This window comes from Shewanella sp. BC20 (assembly GCF_003129585.1).
Classification (GTDB): Bacteria; Pseudomonadota; Gammaproteobacteria; order Enterobacterales; family Shewanellaceae; genus Shewanella; species Shewanella seohaensis.
The window spans coordinates 53297-71581 of the sequence record NZ_NHRI01000022.1 but is presented as its reverse complement, the minus strand read 5'-3'; the positions used below and the strand labels follow the sequence as shown (position 1 = coordinate 71581).

Genomic DNA, 18285 nt, shown 5'->3' with positions numbered 1-18285 from the left:
GGGCAGTAGAAGCAGATATCCATCAGGGCCAGAGAGATCCCTCAACAACAGGCCGGATATATGGGTGCAATGAACTCTTCTCAAAATCGCTATCGAATGTCTTGCAAACCGGATGGGTCCATATATGCCGAGATAGCGTCAGTCGAATCAGGGACGAGCGTCTGACGCGATAGCATAAGAACGCTTAATGCCCAAGGGGCTTTCAACTCCGTAGGGGCGTCTTGGAGCATCCAAGGAGGATAGGACGAGCAGTCCTCCTTGGTCGGGTGTGGGGTGAAGCCCCACGACTTTGATCTTGTCTTAGATTTTCTCTGAATTGATTCATACAAATAAATTCAAACCCAAGTTTGATAAATAAAAAAGGCGCCTAAGCGCCTTTTTCAATTTAGGTTGAGGGTAACACCCTAACCACAGCAAATCTGATTAAACAATCAGATCATACTCTTCACGTAGGATCTTAATAATATCTGCCTTTGGATTGGCTGGTAGCGGGATTGCCGCGCCTGTCACCTTCTCGGCGATGCCGGTGTAAGTGCGTGACACATCCATCATGGCCTCTAATGGCAGGGCATTATCACGGGCGAGGGCTTCGCGTTCTGGCATTCTGTCCTTGTTAAGCAGAATATCCGGATCGGGGAAGTGGTTCAGCAGGAACTGACGGAAGCCTTCCTTAGAGTTTTCAAGGATTTTACCATCGCGGTAGGCGGCGCCGTCCCAAATGCGGGATGAATCTGGGGTGCCTACTTCATCCATATAGATCAGTTTTGAGTTACCGTTTTTATCGGTCACATAACCAAACTCGAACTTGGTATCCACAAACACTTGGTCAAGGTCGGCCAGTGCTTTAGCGATCACCTTAAAGCCATCTTTTAACAGCTTCTCGTACAGGTCGATATCTTCTACCTTTTCAAAACCAAAGGCTTGGTAGTTGGCTTCGATATCGCTGCGGCTGATGTTCACATCGTCCTGCGCGGGCACACCGGGAATCCCAGTTAAGATGCCTTTGGTCGAAGGAGTGATTAGCAAATCTGGCAGTTTTTGATCTTTCTCTAAGCCTTCTGGCAGTGTGATACCGCAGAATACGCGCTCGCCCTTAGAGTAGGCGCGCCACATTGAGCCAGTAATATATTGGCGGCAAATGGCTTCTACTTTAATCGGACGGGCTTTTTGGACTATCCAAACGAAGGGATGCGGAATATCTAAAATGTGGCTGTCGGCTAAACCGTTTTCGGCAAATAACTTAAACCAATGATTAGAAATGGCATTTAATGCCGCGCCTTTACCAGGAATGCCTTTTAATCCGCCTTCACCGTGGAAGATGCAGTCGAAGGCTGAGATACGGTCGCTAATCACCATGATGGCAAGCGGCGTATCTTCGGGCACATTGTAGCCCTTGGTTTGAATTAAACGGCGGCTGTCGGCGTCGGTTAGCCAGTAAACGCTACGTACCTTGCCGCTATGGACAGGGCTGTCGGTACGGATGGGTAAATCGTTGTTTACGGCTAATACGGAATCAGCAAGACTCATGACGAGTATTCCTTTGGATAGAGAGTGTAGGGACGAGTTTTTTATTCGTTGCGGTGTGCTTAAGCCGTAAATGCTTTGCCACCTTTTTATTATTGACCAACAACTTATCGCTAAGTGCGCACAAGAGATTGGTGAGGTTAAAACGTAAAGCGAATAGGATATTTTCGGGCGATAGGCAGGAGAGAGAAGGTCGGGATAAGGGGTAAAAATAGCACGCAGAGCAAGGTTGGCGCCAGAGAGAATCTGGTCTGTTCAAGCGGGGAAACCCCGTGCCATTTTGCTCGAAAAGGCTAACCATTAATCCGAGAGAACCTTGTTAGACAGCCGCGAAAAGTGGCGCCATTTTACCTTTATTCGCAAAATTTTCCACGGCTATTTATGCACATCTGTGCGGCGTGTCGGGGTAAATTGGGGAGGGGAGCAATGCGGCAGCTGAAAATACTTCCCATGAAATCCGAGTAGAGGAATAGATAAGCTTGAGTTTAAAGTGTGACTCGCTAAGCCTTAGAATGGTATTAATCCCAATATAGGCATGCAGTTAGCTCTGTAAATCGGGTTAGCATAGGCGGTCTGAATAAAGGTCGTGGCTAAGCACGATATAAAGCGTGGCCTTTGCATTAACGCCCATTTTTTGTGAATTGAAAAACACAGTTTGCCCATCAGCCCTTAGCCTAGGCAGGGTTGGCACAGATAGAGGTAGTCAATGACAGATGTAAAAACGCCGATGATGGCGCGCGCCACTGCCGAGGGGCGATATTTTTTCTCGCAGCAATTTATCGCCTTAGCCGAAAGCCAAACCCAGTGGCAGGAGTTGGAGTTTGAAGAGTGTGAATTCCACGATTGTCAGTTTAGCGATAGCACATTCCGTAACTGTAAGTTTATCGATTGCCGTTTTGTGGGCTGTAATTTGAGCCTGCTCAAGGTGCCCTTAAGCCAATTTAACGGCGTGCGTTTTGAAGAATGTAAGTTGGTGGGCATAGATTGGACCCGCGCCGCTTGGCCGAGATTATCCTTTGCTGCGCCTTTTAGCTTTAGCGCCTGCATCTTAAACGATTGCTCTTTTATGGGGCTTCAGCTCGATGAAATGGTGCTCGAGGGCTGTAAGGCGCAGGATGTGGATTTCCGTGAGGGCAAGTTTAATCGCGCCAACTTTAGTTACAGCGATTTTCGCCACAGCTTATTTGGTCGTACCGAGTTGATGGAGGCGGATTTCTCCGAGGCGACCGATTACGATATCGATATTTTTAACAATAAAATCAAGGGCGCTAAGTTTAGTCGCGACGAAGCGATTCGCTTATTAAATGGCTTAGAGATCACCTTGGTTGACTAACTCCCTTAGGCATTGGCCTTGCTTATGCCTGACTCCCTTTCAACCATTCCCCTGTGACAACTGGGCGAAACGCTTACCTCATACACTTTGAGCACTCAGCCATTCTAAATATGGGAGTGGTTTTTGAGGGTTTTTGAGAACTTTTTAACTTATCAAAGCCGCGAGCCAGTGCGCTGGCTTAGTACAGGTTTAGGTCAAGCAGGCTTATTGATCTTATTCACGATTTTTTAGAACAATTTTAACTTTTAGTTGCCGCAGATCACACTCAACTTGGCCATGTGGTTTACCACAATATCCGCCTCTCCCTTTCGGGATAACAATCACCCTGAAACAGCAAAATGCCAGCGTTTCTTAAGGCATTGGCATTAATAACTAAAAACCTGTGAGCGAATTTAGTCTTTAACCGCAGTGGTAAGCCAAAGCCTAAGTTTGCGTGTGCCAAGTGGCGCATTAGGGTGGATGAGTGTGATGGAGGTAACCATGATTGAGCTTAATAGGCGAACCTTTTTAAAGGGCGCAGGGGCCAGCGGTGCAACATGTGCATTGGCTAGCCTGTTGCCGGGCAGCTTAGCGGCATTAGAGAGCAAGCAGCTAAAAGGAATGGGCAAAGACATTGCCAGTATCTGTGAGATGTGTTCGACTCGCTGCCCGATTTCGGCGCGGGTGATTGAGGGCAAAAACGTCTTTATCAGTGGCAATAAGGCGGCCAAATCCTTTGGCGGTAAAGTCTGTGCCCGGGGCGGTGCTGGCCATAGTTTGCTTTACGATCCACAGCGGATTGTGAAGCCACTCAAACGGGTGGGTGAGCGTGGCGAGGGCAAGTGGGCCGAGATCTCTTGGGATGAAGCCTATCAACTGATTGCCGATAATCTTAATAAAATCAAACAAGCTTATGGCCCTGAAGCCGTGGCGTTTTCCTCTAAGTCCGGTTCGCAAGAAAAACACTTATTCCATCTCGCCACTGCCTTTGGTAGCCCGAATACCTTTACCCATGCCTCAACTTGCCCCGGTGGTTACGAGATTGCTGCTAAGGCCATGTTTGGCACTAAGGTGAAGCGCGATTTAAGTAACTCCAAATACATCATTAACTTCGGCCATAACCTGTACGAAGGCATCAACATGTCCGAAACCCGCGGCATGATGGCGGCGCAAATGGATAAAGGCGCCAAGCTGGTGGTGTTTGAGCCAAGATTCTCCATCGTCGCCGACAAAGCCGATGAATGGTATGCGATCCGCCCCGGTACCGATGTGGCGGTGGCTTTAGCCTTATGCCATGTATTGATTGAAGATAATCTCTACGACAAGGCCTTTATCGAACGTTATGTTGAAGGGTTTGATGCCTTCGCCGCCGAAGTCAAAGCCTACACCCCTGAGTGGGCCGAAACCGTTTCCGATGTGCCCGCCAAAGATATTCGCCGTATCGCCCACGAATATGCGGCCAAGGCGCCCCATGCTGTGGTGGATTTTGGTCACAGAGCCACCTTTACCACCGAAGAGTTTGAAATGCGCCGCGCCTTGTACGCTGCCAATATTTTGATTGGTAATATCGAGCGTAAGGGCGGTATCTACCTAGGTCAAAAGCCTGGCGACTATAACAAACTGGCGGGAGAAAGCGTGGCGCCCGTATTAGGTAAGCCCGGCGTAAAAGATATGCCTAAGCCTGCGGCGAAACGTATCGACCAAGTGGAAGAGCAGTACGCCATGATGTGGTCATCGGGCGGGATTTATCAAACGATTCTCGATGCGACCTTAACTGCCGTGCCCTATCAATTACACGGCTGGGTGATGTCCCGTACCAACCCAATGCAAACCATGACCGACAGGGCGCGTGTGGTTGAAGCCTTGAAAAAGCTCGATTTTGTTGCCGTGTGCGATGTGTATATCAGTGAAACCGCCGCCTATGCCGACGTCATTTTACCCGAGTCGACTTACCTTGAGCGCGATGAAGAAATCGCCGACAAGTCGGGTAAAAATCCTGCTTACTATGTGCGTCAACGCGTGGTGGAAACCTTGGGCGACACTAAACCCTCATGGCAAATCTTTAAGGACATTGGCCATAAGCTTGGGCTAAGTGAATTTTACCCTTGGGACAACATGGAAACCCTGCAACTGCTGCAGGTGAATCGTGATACCGCACTGCTGCGCCGCATCAAGGATGAAGGTTTTGTTAGCTTCGGCAAGCCCATCATGCTGCGCGAACCTAAGATGGTGGCCGAGTTTACTAAGGCCTACGCCAATGCCAAAGCCGTGGATGAAGACGGCACCTACGGCAGTTTGCTCAGCTTTAAAACCCCAAGCGGCAAGATTGAATTGACCTCGGCCAAGGTTGAAGCCATGGCGCCAGGACGCGGGGTGATTAAGTTCCGCGAAGTGCATTTGAAGAAAGCCGACGAGCTGTACTTTATCCAAGGCAAGGTCGCCGTGCATACCAATGGTGCGACTCACAATATCCCTATGTTAGCTAACCTAATGTCGGATAACGCCATTTGGGTGCATCCCGTCACGGCGGGCAAGTTAGGGATAAGTAACGGTGACCCGATTCGGTTAACCAGCAGCGTGGGTAGCGAAGAAGGCCACGCCTTATTCACCCCGGGCATTCGCCCCGATACCGTGTTTGCCTATATGGGCTTTGGCTCTAAAAACAAAGAGTTGGTTAGAGCGACAGGTAAAGGTATCCACTGCGGAAACTTACTGCCCCATCAAACAGCCCCTGTGTGTGGCATGAATATTCATACGACAGGCGTCACGCTGGCAAAACGCTAATTGGAGGCTCAAATGACGAAAAGATATGTGATGGTGCACGATGAGAACAAGTGCATCGGCTGCCAAGCCTGTAACGTGGCCTGCCGCAGTGAAAATGGCGTCCCCGAGGGCGTGACTCGCTTACAAGTGCGCGTAGAGGGCCCCTTTGGCGAGATGCCACACCTGCACTTTAAGTACCACAGGGTATCGTGCCAGCAGTGTGAAGATGCGCCTTGTGTGAAGGTGTGCCCAACGGGCGCGGCCTATGTGGGTGAGGATGGGATTGTTTCCATCCATGGCGATAAGTGCGTGGGTTGTATGTACTGCGTGGCGGCGTGCCCCTACAAGGTACGTTTTATGAACCCAGAAACCAAAGTGGCTGACAAGTGTAACTTCTGTAAGGACACGCGCTTAGCTCGGGGTGAAGAGCCCGCCTGTGTGACTGTGTGTCCGACCGATGCCTTAGTGTTTGGCGATGCCAACGATCCACAGAGTGAGGTCGCTATGCTACTCAACACTAAGATCACTTACCAAGATAAGACCCATTTAGGCACCAAGCCTAGGGTGTATCGCGTTCCTACCAAAAGAGGGGGGATTTGATTATGAACAATACTTGGGGCGATATGGCGCAATATGATCCCGTCACTTGGCATTGGATCATCGCCGTGTATCTGTTTATGGCGGGTTTATCCGCCGGAAGTTTGCTGATTGGCATTGGCCTGCGTTGGTTTAATAAGGAGCAAGCGCAGGGGGAGACGAGTATTCTCAAGGCCGCAGCCATTATTGGCCCAGTGGCCATTTGCCTAGGCTTGGCATGTTTAGTGTTTGATTTAACGAAGCCTTTCCATTTTTGGCTGATTTTAATCAACTACAACTTCCAGTCTGTAATGGCGATTGGTGTCTTAGCACTACTGGCTTATTCACCCTTAGCATTTGCCTACGCGATTCTTGTGCTGCGCGATGAGCTGCCAAAGTGGGGCTTAGGTTTCCTCGTGCCTATTGCTAAGCTGCTGATGCCCTTTAGAAAGCTGATTGAAGTGCTGCTGTTTATTCTCGCGATTGGCGTGGGTGCTTATACTGGCTTCTTAATTTCGGCCATGAATGCCTATCCGATGTTGAACACTGCGGTATTGCCTGCGCTGTTTTTAGTCTCTGGTTTATCGGCGGGCGCGGCGGCTAATGCGGTGCTGGCGCTGGTGATGTTCAAGACCGATAGCCACGACAAGGCCTTAGCCAAAATGCATGGCTTAGAGCTGCCAGTGATGGCAATCGAAATCATGTTCCTGTTTATGTTGTTCTGCGCCTTGTACTTTCAGGGCGGCGCGGCGGCTGCGGCGCTGGCATCACTCACCTCTGGCGTGTGGGCGAGCGTATTCTGGATTGGCGTGGTCGGGATTGGTTTTGGTATCCCACTGCTATTTATGCTGTTGCCGACCGCGACGCGCCACAGCAAGGGCGCGATGATTATGGTGGCCTGCGCCAGCTTAACCGGCGTGTTAGCACTGAGACACTTTATTGTGTATGCGGGACAAAGCTATCTAAGTTAGTGCCATTGGTTAATGGCAATATCGATGGGGTAAATCACCTATCCCAGCAAGCAAAAAGCACCGATTAACGGTGCTTTTTTTATGGGGGCGATTGGCAGGATTCTATTGCGGTAATTATTGCGGTAATTATTGCGGCAATAGCTCAATCACAGATTTCACCGTAAGCACTAAAGCACTGATAGCGCAGAGGGCTAAGGTTGCCATCTTGGTCTTATGTTTATCCACATTCCCCACCAGTTTGCCCGCCACTAAATAGCCTAAAAAGACCGAGGGCAGTAGCATGAGTGATAACCACAAATGCTTGATTTCGAGTAGGCCCGTCACCCCAAGAATGACCAGGGCTATGGTCGAGCTGAAGATAAAGAAGGCCGACAGTGCGGCGCGAAATTTGGAGGCATCCTTACCCGCCAACAAAATCGCCATCGGTGGGCCACCAATGGCGGCAATATTACCAAAAATCCCCGAGACCACGCCCGCGCCAAACAGGGTTGCCTTATTCACGGGAAGAGTCAATTTATACAGGCTCAGCACCACGGCGACTGCCACAATGCCAGCAATCGCCAGACCAAGAATCGGCTGCGGCGCAAACAGTAGCAGGCTGGCACCGATAAAACCTCCGGGCACTCGACCGATAAGCGCATATTGCAAGCCATTGAATTCTAAATGGCCGCGTTCACGCAGTAGGGTGAGTAGGGCGATGGAAAAACCCATCACAATCACGGGGGCGGGCACTAATTCGGGGTCGACAATATACAGCAACGGGCTCGCCACCACGGCAAGGCCAAAGCCAATCAGACTCTGGGTGAGGGCACCTAAAAACACAATCACAGACGCAATGGCGAGCGTTTGTGGATCTATCAAGGAGAACATAGGATTCCATCAAAACAAAATAGGGATCGTTACTCTAACCCATCAAGCAAGATGAGTATTAACGATCCCTAATGATAAGTAGGATATTGGACGCTTAAGCGTTACTCCATATCTTCCCACTCGATCCCCATCTCGTCCATCAACCTTTTCGCTTCGGCGGGAATGCTGTCTGGGCTATCTTTCGACAGATCGGCATCATCAGGCAGAGGCTGGCCGGTGTAGGCATGCAAAAATGCTTCACACAAGAGTTCGCTATTGGTGGCGTGGCGCAGGTTGTTCACCTGACGACGGGTACGTTCATCCGTGAGGACTTTTAGCACTTTGAGCGGAATAGACACAGTAATTTTCTTTACTTGTTCATTCTTCTTGCCATGTTCAGCATAGGGGCTGATGTATTCCCCATTCCATTCAGTCATTGACTCACCTGTTATAACGCTAAATTCGGGGCAGATTTTAAACCCTTACAGATAACAGTCAAATTATTGCTACTATTTCTTAGTGATTGCAAACAGATTTCTTTATGTTTAGACGTCTAAACGTCTTAACGCCTATTGACGATACCACTGGGCTTAGGTACATTTAGACGTCCAGACATCTCTTTGCGAACTTAGGAGTTCCCGATGACCGCAGGCAAATTAGTGACCGAACGTCAATTAGCCACATTAGCAGTGCGTCAGGGTATCGAAAGCGATACTCAGTATGGCGCGGTGGTGCCGCCAATTTACCTGTCGACTAATTACGCCTTCGATGGTCATAAAAATCCTCGCGAATTTGATTACAGCCGTTCCGGCAATCCTACCCGCAGCATCTTAGGCGATGCCTTAGCTAAGCTAGAAAAGGGCGCAACCGGTGTGGTGACTTGCACTGGCATGGCAGCCATTACCTTAGTGACTACCTTGCTCGGCCCCGATGATTTGCTGGTGGTGCCCCACGATTGTTACGGCGGTTCTTACCGTTTATTCACTAACTTGGCTAAAAAGGGCCAATTTAAACTGCTGGTGGTCGATCAAACCGACGCCCAAGCGCTCGAGCAAGCCATCGCCCAGCAACCTAAGATGGTGTGGATTGAAACCCCATCAAACCCTCTGCTGCGAGTCGTCGATATCAAAGCTATCGCGAAGGCGAGCCACGCCGTAGGTGCTTTAGTGGTGGTGGACAATACTTTCCTCTCGCCCATTTTGCAGCAACCGCTGTTACTCGGTGCCGATATCGTTATCCACTCCACCACTAAGTACATCAATGGTCACAGCGATGTGGTGGGCGGCGCGGTGATCGCCAAAGATCCTCAACTCGGTGAGACCTTACATTGGTGGTCGAACACCTTGGGCTTAACGGGTTCTGCCTTCGACAGTTATCAAACTCTGCGCGGTCTGCGTACCTTAGCCGTGCGCATTCGCGAGCACCAAAGCAATGCCCAGCGTATTGTGGACGTGCTGACGAACAGCTCTGTTGTGAGCAAAGTGTATTACCCAGGCCTTGCGGATCACCCCAGCCATGCCATTGCCGCCAAGCAGCAAAAAGGCTTTGGCGCTATGCTGAGTTTTGAGCTTAAGGGCGGCGAGGCCGAAGTGGTCGCCTTTTTAGATGCCTTAAGTTTATTTAGCGTGGCCGAGAGCTTAGGTGGCGTTGAGAGTCTCGTGGCCGTGCCCGCGACTATGACCCACAGGGCGATGGAGCCCCAAGCACGTTATGAAGCTGGCATTAAAGACACCCTATTACGTTTGTCGGTTGGTATTGAAGATGCCGACGACTTAGTTGCAGATATTCAAGCAGGATTGGCCGCCGTTGCGGCTTGTCAGTAGAGGAATTCGAGATGGCACGTTGTCACTTACATAAATTTGGTGGTTCCAGCTTAGCCGATGCCGATTGTTATCGCCGAGTTGCCCATATTCTGTTAACCCATGGCCACAGTGATGATCTGGTGGTGGTGTCTGCCGCGGGTAAAACTACTAACTTTTTATATAAGTTGTTGTCGCTGCGCGATAGCAACCAATTATGGCAAGAAGAATTACAAGTCCTCATCAGCTATCAGCAAGGCTTGATTGAGCAGCTGTTATCTAACGAGCAGGCGCGGGATTTACGTGAGCGTTTAACCACGGATAAAGCCCAGTTAATCAGTCTATTATCTTTAGATTCCCGTAACGATTACCAAATTAGCCATGTGGTGAGCTTTGGTGAGCGTTGGTCGGCGCGCTTAATGGCGGCGCTGCTGCGTGAATCGGGTGTGGCCGCAAGCCATGTGGATGCCTGCTCGATTCTTGTGGCCGACGAGGCCGCTGTGCCGCAAATTCGCGTGCAAGAATCCCGCGCCAAAGTGCAAGCCTTACTGGCGGCGCATCCTAACGAGCGTTTAGTGATCACAGGTTTTATCTGTGCCAACGAGCGTGGCGATACCTTGCTGCTTGGTCGCAATGGCTCTGACTTTAGCGCCAGCTTAATTGCTAGCCTTGCCGACATTGAGCGCGTGACCATTTGGACCGACGTTGAAGGGGTATTTAACGCCGATCCGAATAAGATCAACGATGCGAAATTACTCAAGAGCATGTCCCTCGCCGAAGCAGACCGCTTGGCGCGTCTAGGTTCGCCTGTTTTGCATTCGCGCACTTTGCAGCCGCTGTTTAACACTGAGGTGAGCCTAGCCGTACGTTCAAGCTACGCCTCCCATACCGACTTTACCCTGATTGCGCCCCACAGCTCCTCGGCGAGTGCGCCTGTGGTGACTAACCTGAATGCCGTGGTGTTATTTGGCTTTAAGATCGCGGGCGATGTGGCCAGTCTGCTCGAGCAATTAGTCGAAGCAGGATTAACGCCACTGGCCCATTGGGTATCGGCGCATCAACGACTCGAGCTTGCCTATACCGCTGAAAACCAAAAACAAGTACAAAAGTTATTGGATGCGCAGGCCGAAGCCCTCGGCATTAAAGATCTGCAAATTAATACCGAACTCGGTTTAGTGGCGCTTGTGAGTGCCGATGCCGAGCATTATCGCCGCAGCTTTGCCCGTTTACTGAGCCGCGACGCTAAGCCCTTGTTCAGTGGTGACTTAAGTTTGGTGACCTTAGTGCCACAGTCGCAGGTTAATCTGCTGACGCAAAAAGTGCATCGCCGCTGTGCTGGCCCGCGTAAACGCATTGGCGTATTGCTGCTGGGTGTGGGCAATATTGGCGAGGCGTGGGTGAAACTGTTTAAGTCAGTTTCTCCCTCGTTAAATCAAGAGCTTGAAGCGCAAGTCGAGTTAGTCGGTCTGGTTACTTCCAGTAAAGCTTTGATTAAGTCCACTGGTGTGGATTTGGAAAGCTGGCAGCAGGAATTCGATGCCGAGGCAACACCTTGGCAGTACGAGCATCTATTTGAACAATTAGAACAACTTAACTGTGATGAACTGATTGCATTAGACATCAGCGCCAGCGCCAGTTTAACCCTGCAATACCCAGAGTTTTTCGAGCGCGGCATTCATATGGTCAGCGCAAACAAACTCGCGGGTTCTGGCCCGCTGCCTTTTTATCGGGAATTGAAGGAACAACTCGGTTATCGCCGTCTATTCTGGCGTTATAACGCTAGCTGTGGCGCGGGCTTACCTATTCAGCACGCCTTAAACGATTTGCGTAACAGTGGCGATAGCGTTGAAGCCGTTGGCGGGATTTTCTCTGGCACCCTGTGTTGGTTATTCGAGAAATACGATACCAGCAAACCTTTCTCGGAATTAGTGATTGAAGCGCGTGGTTTAGGGATTACCGAACCCGATCCACGCGACGATCTTTCTGGCCGCGATATGCAGCGTAAGCTGCTGATTTTAGCCCGTGAAATCGGTCTGGAAATCGAGCTTGAGGATATTGAGCTGCGCTCCTTAGTGCCTGCCCATTTAGCGGATATTCCGCTGGAGCAATTCCTTGCCCGTATCGGTGAGCTGGATGATGAATTGCTGCAACAATACGGCGCAGCGGCGGAGCAAAACAAGGTACTGAGATATGTCGCCTCCTTGGACAATAGCGGTGCGACCCTAAAAGCCGAGGTGGGATTACAGTGGATTGATGCGAATCATCCCTACGCCAACCTTACGCCCGGGGACAATGTGTTTGTGATCCGCTCTGCCTTCTATCAAGGTAATCCTTTGATTATCCGTGGGCCGGGTGCTGGCCGTGAGGTAACAGCGGCGGCGGTGCAATCGGATCTGACGCAGATCTGTCGCGATCTGCTGCAAGAATAGGAATAAACCCCGTATCTTCAAGTTGATTCGGCTTATATTCATAGACTTAAAGGACTCATTCGAGTCCTTTTTTTATTGGCGAAGATCAGGACTAAAATCAAGGTGGTCAACGAGGGATAAGAAAATGCCAAAAAGGGGGATTTTTTGGCTTGACTTAACGGCCAGTTTCTCTAGTATATGGACATATAGACGTCCAAACGTCCATATGGATTAAATTACTGCATTTATAAGTCGTACCAGCGCGATGGAGCGTCGCACTTGGGCGGTTGAGGAAATACACATGGCTTTTCATCACGCACAACATTCACATTCGCTAAACCAAAGTTTGTCTGAACTTAATGGCGATATTAATGTTTCTTTTGAGTTTTTTCCGCCATCAACCCCCGAAATGGAACAGATCCTGTGGAACTCTATCCGCCGTTTAGAGCCGCTGAATCCTAAGTTTGTTTCAGTGACCTATGGTGCCAACTCGGGCGTGCGCGACCGTACCCACGGCGTGATTGAACGTATTCAAAAAGAAACCAATCTGGTTGCCGCGCCGCATTTAACCTTAGTGGATGCCAGCGACGAGGAGCTGTTAGATCTGGCGAAGCATTACTGGAAATCGGGGATCCGCGACATAGTGGCGCTGCGTGGCGACTTGCCTGCGGGCAGCCCGAAACCGACTCGCTTTGCGGCGGATTTAGTGCGCTTACTGCGCTCTGTGGCCGACTTTGATATTTCGGTCGCCGCTTACCCTGAAGTGCATCCAGATGCGGCTAACGCTCAAGCCGATTTGATTAACCTCAAGCGTAAAATCGATGCCGGTGCGAGCCGAGCTATTACCCAGTTTTTCTTCGATGTTGAATCTTACCTACGTTTTCGCGACCGCTGCGTTGCGGCGGGAATCGATGTCGAAATCGTCCCCGGCATTTTACCCGTGACTAACTTTACCCAGTTAAAACGCTTCGCGGGCATGACCAATGTGAGCCTGCCGAGCTGGTTGCATAAGCAATTTGATGGCCTAGAGAATGATGCGGGTACGCGTCAGCTGGTGGGCGCTAACGTGGCGATCGATATGGTCAAAGTGCTATCCCGTGAAGGGGTTAAAGATTTCCACTTCTACACCCTCAACCGCGCCGAGCTGACCTATGCGATTTGCCATACCTTAGGGGTTCGCCCAAAGGCGGTATAACGCAGTAAACATCCATAAAAAACGCCGCTATTTAGCGGCGTTTTGTTTTTGGCTAGTGACTAATTCCTAAATCTTAAATTGGGAGAGCAGAGTCGTTAAGCGCATCGAAAGCTGCGCGAGTTCATCCCCCGCCCGCGCGGTTTGCACGGCACTCTCGGTCGCATTGGTCGCAATATCATTAATATTATTGACGTTTTTATTAATTTCTGCCGAAACGGCGCACTGCTCATTGGCGGCGCTGGCGATTTGAATGTTCATTTGGCTGATGGTGGATACGGCTTGGGTAATGGCTTCGAGGGCTGAACCTGCCTCATGCACCAGTGATACACAGCTCTGTGTGGTGGCCGTGCTGGTATTCATGCTGCTAACTGTGGCCTTGGCACTCTGTTGCAATGCCTCAATCATCTGCTGAATTTCTGTGGTGGAAGCCTGAGTTCGGCTGGCGAGTGTACGTACCTCATCTGCAACCACGGCAAAGCCACGGCCTTGTTCTCCGGCGCGGGCGGCCTCAATCGCGGCATTGAGGGCGAGTAAATTGGTCTGATCGGCAATATTGCGGATCACCACTAATACCGAATCAATTTGCGTGGTATTGCGCTCGAGTTCGTTAATGGCATTGGCGGCTTCGGCAATCTCATCGGCGAGCAAGCTAATGGTCGATATGACTTTTTCGACTAATTGTTTACCCTGCTCGGTAGACTCGCTGGCATGGGTTGCAGCATCGGCGGCGTCGGTGGCATTGTGGGCGACCTCTTGCACTGTTGCCGCCATTTCGTTCATCGCGGTGGCAACCTGTTCTGTTTCGAGGTGTTGCCGATTCGCCATTTGCTGGGTTTCACGGGTGATGGCGGACATTTCCTCGGCCGATGTCGCGAGCAAACTGGTCGAGTCTGATACTTGGACCACTGTGGCGTGGATTTTCTCTGCGAAGCGGTTAAAGGCCTGGGCAAGTTGGGCCATTTCATCCTTGCTCTTCACTTCGATACGACGGGTAAGATCACCTTCACCTTCGGCAATATCGTTGAGTGCGTCAGTAGTTTCGGCAATTGGGCGGGTAATACTCTTAGCAATAAACCACGCGATTGCTGTACCGATTAAGAAGGCAATGATTCCTATCATGATGAGTTTTAAACGAATATCGGACATCGCCTGCTCTGAATGACTTCTGTCCAGCGCAATATCTAACACCCCGAAGGTTTTGCCCGAATAGTCCTGTATTCCATGGCGGTAGAGCGCAAAGCTTTTGTCATTTAAATCTATGGTGCGGATAACTTCGTCGCCTTGCATAACGCTCTTAAGTTCGCTTGCGGCGCTGGTGTCTGTGGTAAACGTGCCACCGAAGGGGACAAAGCCGCCATCTTTTGGGAGCAGTAGCGTGATTTCGGCCTGATAAGCATTTTTAAAATGATCGAAAAAGGTTTGGCCAAAGGACATGCCAAATTCCACCGAGCCCGTGTGCTGTCCTTGGTAATTCATCGGGACTAGCCCACGGATCCCTAAGCCTTCCACGCCATATTCTAAGCCGCTAAGCGGTTGTTTTTGCGTGTTAGTTTCGACAATGGTTTTACGGATCGCGGTGAGGTCGTCGCCATATTTCTCTGGGCGGTGCAGGCGTAAAAACGACGTGGCAGGTGGGGTATGGAACTGGAACTGTTGCACGGCAAAATCTTGTTTAAGGCGAGTAAATAGCGGTAGTGTGCGTTGCAGTAATTCATCACGGTCGCGTGCGGCAAAACTACTTTGGATCTCAGGGGTTAAGGAGATTAATGTCGCCATTGCCTGTGCTCTTTGACCCGATGAGGCGATATTGGCTACAGCGGTTTCGTACAGTTTGTGCAGTTCTCGCTGCTCGGACTCGCGAATTTGGCGACTGAATTCCGATAGCACCAGTGGCATGATAAAGCTCATCACCGCAAATAGCAGTAGGCTGATCCCCAACACTATCCTAGTGCTAATGTTTAAATTCTTCACAGTTAACCTCCAAATATCCTTATATCTGCCTAATTATCTTTTTGAATATTATAGAGATACTGCTTTTTAGATTTGAGAGCAGCTTAGCCTTTTTCAGTTGTTTTCCGTTTTTTTGTAGATTTCGTGGCAGCGTGCACAGATCTTTTTTTCGTTACGAATATTTACTTAGCCTGCTAACTAAGTATAATGCTTAGCAGGCTAAGTAAGTGAGTAAGCATGATGCAGAAAGAATTAGAGCGATTAAAGGAGTTATCCCTAGCGGAACATTTAGGCCGCTTGCACCGACTATGGCGCACCGTGGCGGATGTGGAATTAGCACCACTCGGGTTAACTCATCCTCGTTGGACGGCATTGTGGAAGTTATTGCGTCTGGGCGACAACGTGAGCCAGAAGGTGTTGGCGGATGCGCTGGAAATTGAATTGGCTTCTTTGATGCGCACGTTAGGGCAGCTTGAGGAACAAGGTTTAGTCGAGCGTCATTGCTGCACTAAAGATAAGCGCGCTCGAATCGTATCGCTAACGCCCGCGGGAAAGGATGTATTAAAGCAAGTCGAAGCGCGGATTATTCAAGTGCGCGCAGAGTTGTTGGCTGGGATCAGCGCCAGCGAGCTTGGTGAGTTTGAACGCATCATTAGCCTAATCAGTGATAACGCCTTAGCCAAGTTGGCTAAGAGCACAGAAATTCTTGAGTGAGAAATAAGATGACACCGGATCAACAATTTGCCCGCCTCGTTAAAATCGCCATGCTCGGTTTTGTGGCTGTGTTTGGCTATTTTATGTTTGCCGACGCTATGATGCCCTTGACCCCACAGGCCATGGCAACCCGTGTGGTGACTAAGGTGACCCCGCAGATCAGCGGCAAGATTCAAACCATTAATGTGAAGAATAACCAAGTGGTCGCCAAGGGCGATTTACTGTTTCAAGTCGACCCAGCACCCTTTGAGTTAGCCGTGTCTCAGGCCAAATTGGCACTAGAGCAAGTGCGTCAGGACAATGCCGAGTTAGATGCTTTGTTGTTAGCCGCCAAGGCGGAAGTGAATGCCAGTACCACTACGGCTCAACTAAAACGTCGCGAAGCCAAACGTTTAGATGCATTGTATGCCACCCATGGTGTGTCGCAGCAGCAACGTGATCAGGCCGATAGTGATGCGGATGCCGCCGAGGCGAATCTGTTAGCCGCTAATGCTCGTCTCGATAAACTCAAAGTCAGCCGTGGCCTCTATGGCGAAGAAAACCTAAGAGTGCGCCAAGCGAAAAATGCCTTAGAGCAAGCTGAGCTGAACCTGTCTTACACCCAAATTCGTGCCGACCAAGATGGGGTGGTGACCAACCTGCAACTCGAAGTGGGCAGTTTTGCCGCAGTAGGCCAGCCGCTACTCGCCTTAGTCTCTGATAAATTAGATATTATTGCCGACTTTCGTGAAAAGACCTTACGTGGCGTTAACGCATCTTACCCAGCATTAATCGCCTTCGATGGTGAGCCAGGCCGTTTATATCGCGCTCAAGTGAGCAGTGTCGACGCCGGTGTGAGTGCGGGGCAGTTTGATGCCAATGGCCGCTTAGCAGCGCCGCAGGAGTCCGACCGTTGGGTGCGCGATGCGCAGCGCTTAAGACTACATTTAGTGTTAGACGACGATGCGATGAATAATCTGCCAGCAGGTGCGCGTGCCACTGTGCAATTACTGCCTGACAATACGCTGTTTAGCCTGCTAGCCAAGGTGCAGATTAAGGTCATTAGCCTGCTCCATTACATCTATTAATCTCAAGGCCATTCGCATGTTGTTACGCCACAACCCTTTAACCACCAATGACTTACGCCAGTGTTTGCGCATTGCCACTGGCGGCACCATTGGCTTTACCCTCTGTAAGCTCTTTGGGTGGAGTAATGGGGTGTTTTTTACGGTAACCCCGATGCTATTGCTGGGACTCGTTCCTGTGATGAGTGGCCATGCGATGCGGCAGTTGCTGGCATCATCGGCCATGGCGGGGCTTGAAGTCGGCTTACTCGGCGGTTTCTTCGGTAGCCACCCCGGATTGATGACGCCGATTGTCTTTCTACTGTTTTTATATCGTTTTGCGGCTATGTCCCGCGGTAGCCTATTTCTGTTTGGTGCCAATGGCGTGCTGAGTTTGAGCATTATGCTGCACTTTGCCAGCTATCCGGGCACAGATCTCAATGACTTAATCTTCAGTAATTTCTGGGCGACGGGATTGTCCGTGGTTATTGCCTATCTGATGACGGCACTCTGGCCAGATGTCGAGCCTCGTCCTGCCTACAAACCCGGTCCTAAGGCGCCGCACCGTATGCGCCACGAAGCTTTACTCGGTGCCAGCATTGCCACGCTCTCTTTCTTAGTGTTTCAGATTTTCGATTTGCGCGACTCCATGTCGGCACAGGCGACCACGCTGTTACTCCTGTTCCCCATGCATTGGAACGGGGCGCTGGATTATGCCCGTAAACGCGCGCTGGGCACTCTGCTTGGGGTGTCGTTTGGGGTAATGGTGCAACTCTTCCTCTACGACTGGTCTGGATTGTTGATCCTGATTGTGCCGCTGCTGTGGGTTGGGCTTATGTTGTTTGCGCAGGCCCATGTGAAGGAAGCGAGTGGCTCTGGTGTGGGGTTTGGTGCCATGACCACCTTAGGGATTTTGTTTGGCCAATACTTAACCCCTGGCAACGACCTGATTTTTAGTGCGCTGTACCGGGTGAGCAGTATTTTTGTGGCGATAGTGGCGACGTTATTCCTCTGTTACCTGCTTCATAAGTTATTGAATAGCTTTGAAGCGACTCGATTTGGTTATTAAGAACTTAATATTAGATTTTTTTAATGCTTGTTCAGTGGAGATTCGAGGAGTAAGGTACAAACTCGTTTAGTGTGGGCTAAACGTGTGAACGCACCACTCAATTATCTCTTTT

14 protein-coding genes are annotated in these 18285 nt (G+C 50.3%); 10 read left to right on the top strand and 4 right to left on the bottom strand.

The features are described from left to right. Nucleotides 1–423: 423 nt before the first annotated feature. On the bottom strand, nt 424–1527 hold the full coding sequence (locus tag CBX96_RS18730) for a phosphoribosylaminoimidazolesuccinocarboxamide synthase (protein WP_011625022.1): 1104 nt from the start codon (nt 1525–1527) through the stop codon (nt 424–426). 703 nt (nt 1528–2230) lie between these two features. On the opposite strand from CBX96_RS18730, the gene CBX96_RS18720 reads away from it, so the two are divergent. From CBX96_RS18720 to nrfD, 4 genes are all read left to right on the top strand, one after another. Continuing rightward, a complete protein-coding gene (locus tag CBX96_RS18720; protein WP_109287703.1) occupies nt 2231–2857 on the top strand; it encodes a pentapeptide repeat-containing protein in 627 nt (208 codons plus the stop codon). 480 nt (nt 2858–3337) lie between these two features. Further along, on the top strand, nt 3338–5620 hold the full coding sequence (phsA, locus tag CBX96_RS18715; RefSeq protein WP_109287702.1) for a thiosulfate reductase PhsA: 2283 nt from the start codon (nt 3338–3340) through the stop codon (nt 5618–5620). A 12-nt stretch (nt 5621–5632) separates the two neighbouring features. Further along, a complete protein-coding gene (locus CBX96_RS18710; RefSeq protein WP_088210069.1) occupies nt 5633–6199 on the top strand; it encodes a 4Fe-4S dicluster domain-containing protein in 567 nt (188 codons plus the stop codon). Between the two features lie 2 nt (nt 6200–6201). Further along, a complete protein-coding gene (gene nrfD / locus CBX96_RS18705) occupies nt 6202–7146 on the top strand; it encodes an NrfD/PsrC family molybdoenzyme membrane anchor subunit (protein ID WP_109287701.1) in 945 nt (314 codons plus the stop codon). A gap of 126 nt (nt 7147–7272) precedes the next feature. On the opposite strand, the gene CBX96_RS18700 is transcribed toward nrfD, so the two are convergent. After that, nucleotides 7273–8016: a sulfite exporter TauE/SafE family protein gene (locus CBX96_RS18700; protein ID WP_011624172.1), complete on the bottom strand. Its 744-nt coding sequence runs from the start codon at nt 8014–8016 to the stop codon at nt 7273–7275. 101 nt (nt 8017–8117) lie between these two features. Further along, nucleotides 8118–8432 (bottom strand): met regulon transcriptional regulator MetJ, encoded by a 315-nt coding sequence (gene metJ / locus CBX96_RS18695; protein ID WP_086902215.1) that lies wholly within the window; start codon nt 8430–8432, stop codon nt 8118–8120. Nucleotides 8433–8654: 222 nt separating this feature from the next. Here metJ and metB point away from each other — a divergent pair, with 222 nt between their 5' ends. From metB to metF, 3 genes are all read left to right on the top strand, one after another. Next, nucleotides 8655–9818: a cystathionine gamma-synthase gene (metB, locus tag CBX96_RS18690; protein WP_181382234.1), complete on the top strand. Its 1164-nt coding sequence runs from the start codon at nt 8655–8657 to the stop codon at nt 9816–9818. An 11-nt stretch (nt 9819–9829) separates the two neighbouring features. Next, nucleotides 9830–12223 (top strand): bifunctional aspartate kinase/homoserine dehydrogenase II, encoded by a 2394-nt coding sequence (locus CBX96_RS18685; RefSeq protein ID WP_109287699.1) that lies wholly within the window; start codon nt 9830–9832, stop codon nt 12221–12223. A 280-nt stretch (nt 12224–12503) separates the two neighbouring features. Further along, nucleotides 12504–13397 (top strand): methylenetetrahydrofolate reductase, encoded by an 894-nt coding sequence (gene metF / locus CBX96_RS18680; protein ID WP_011624168.1) that lies wholly within the window; start codon nt 12504–12506, stop codon nt 13395–13397. Between the two features lie 66 nt (nt 13398–13463). Here metF and CBX96_RS18675 read toward each other — a convergent pair whose 3' ends face one another. Further along, nucleotides 13464–15368 carry a methyl-accepting chemotaxis protein gene (locus tag CBX96_RS18675; protein ID WP_109287698.1) on the bottom strand — a complete coding sequence of 635 codons (1905 nt, stop codon included), beginning with the start codon at nt 15366–15368 and terminating at the stop codon, nt 13464–13466. A gap of 219 nt (nt 15369–15587) precedes the next feature. On the opposite strand from CBX96_RS18675, the gene slyA reads away from it, so the two are divergent. Genes slyA through CBX96_RS18660 form a run of 3 tightly spaced genes read left to right on the top strand, consistent with a single transcriptional unit; the run spans nt 15588 to nt 18173 of the window. Continuing rightward, nucleotides 15588–16061 (top strand): transcriptional regulator SlyA, encoded by a 474-nt coding sequence (gene slyA, locus CBX96_RS18670; protein ID WP_086902296.1) that lies wholly within the window; start codon nt 15588–15590, stop codon nt 16059–16061. An 8-nt stretch (nt 16062–16069) separates the two neighbouring features. Then, a complete protein-coding gene (locus tag CBX96_RS18665) occupies nt 16070–17128 on the top strand; it encodes an HlyD family secretion protein (RefSeq protein ID WP_109287697.1) in 1059 nt (352 codons plus the stop codon). A gap of 16 nt (nt 17129–17144) precedes the next feature. Then, the gene (locus tag CBX96_RS18660; protein WP_086902211.1) at nt 17145–18173 is read left to right on the top strand and encodes a DUF2955 domain-containing protein; all 1029 of its coding nucleotides are present in this window, start codon (nt 17145–17147) and stop codon (nt 18171–18173) included. Nucleotides 18174–18285 lie beyond the last annotated feature (112 nt).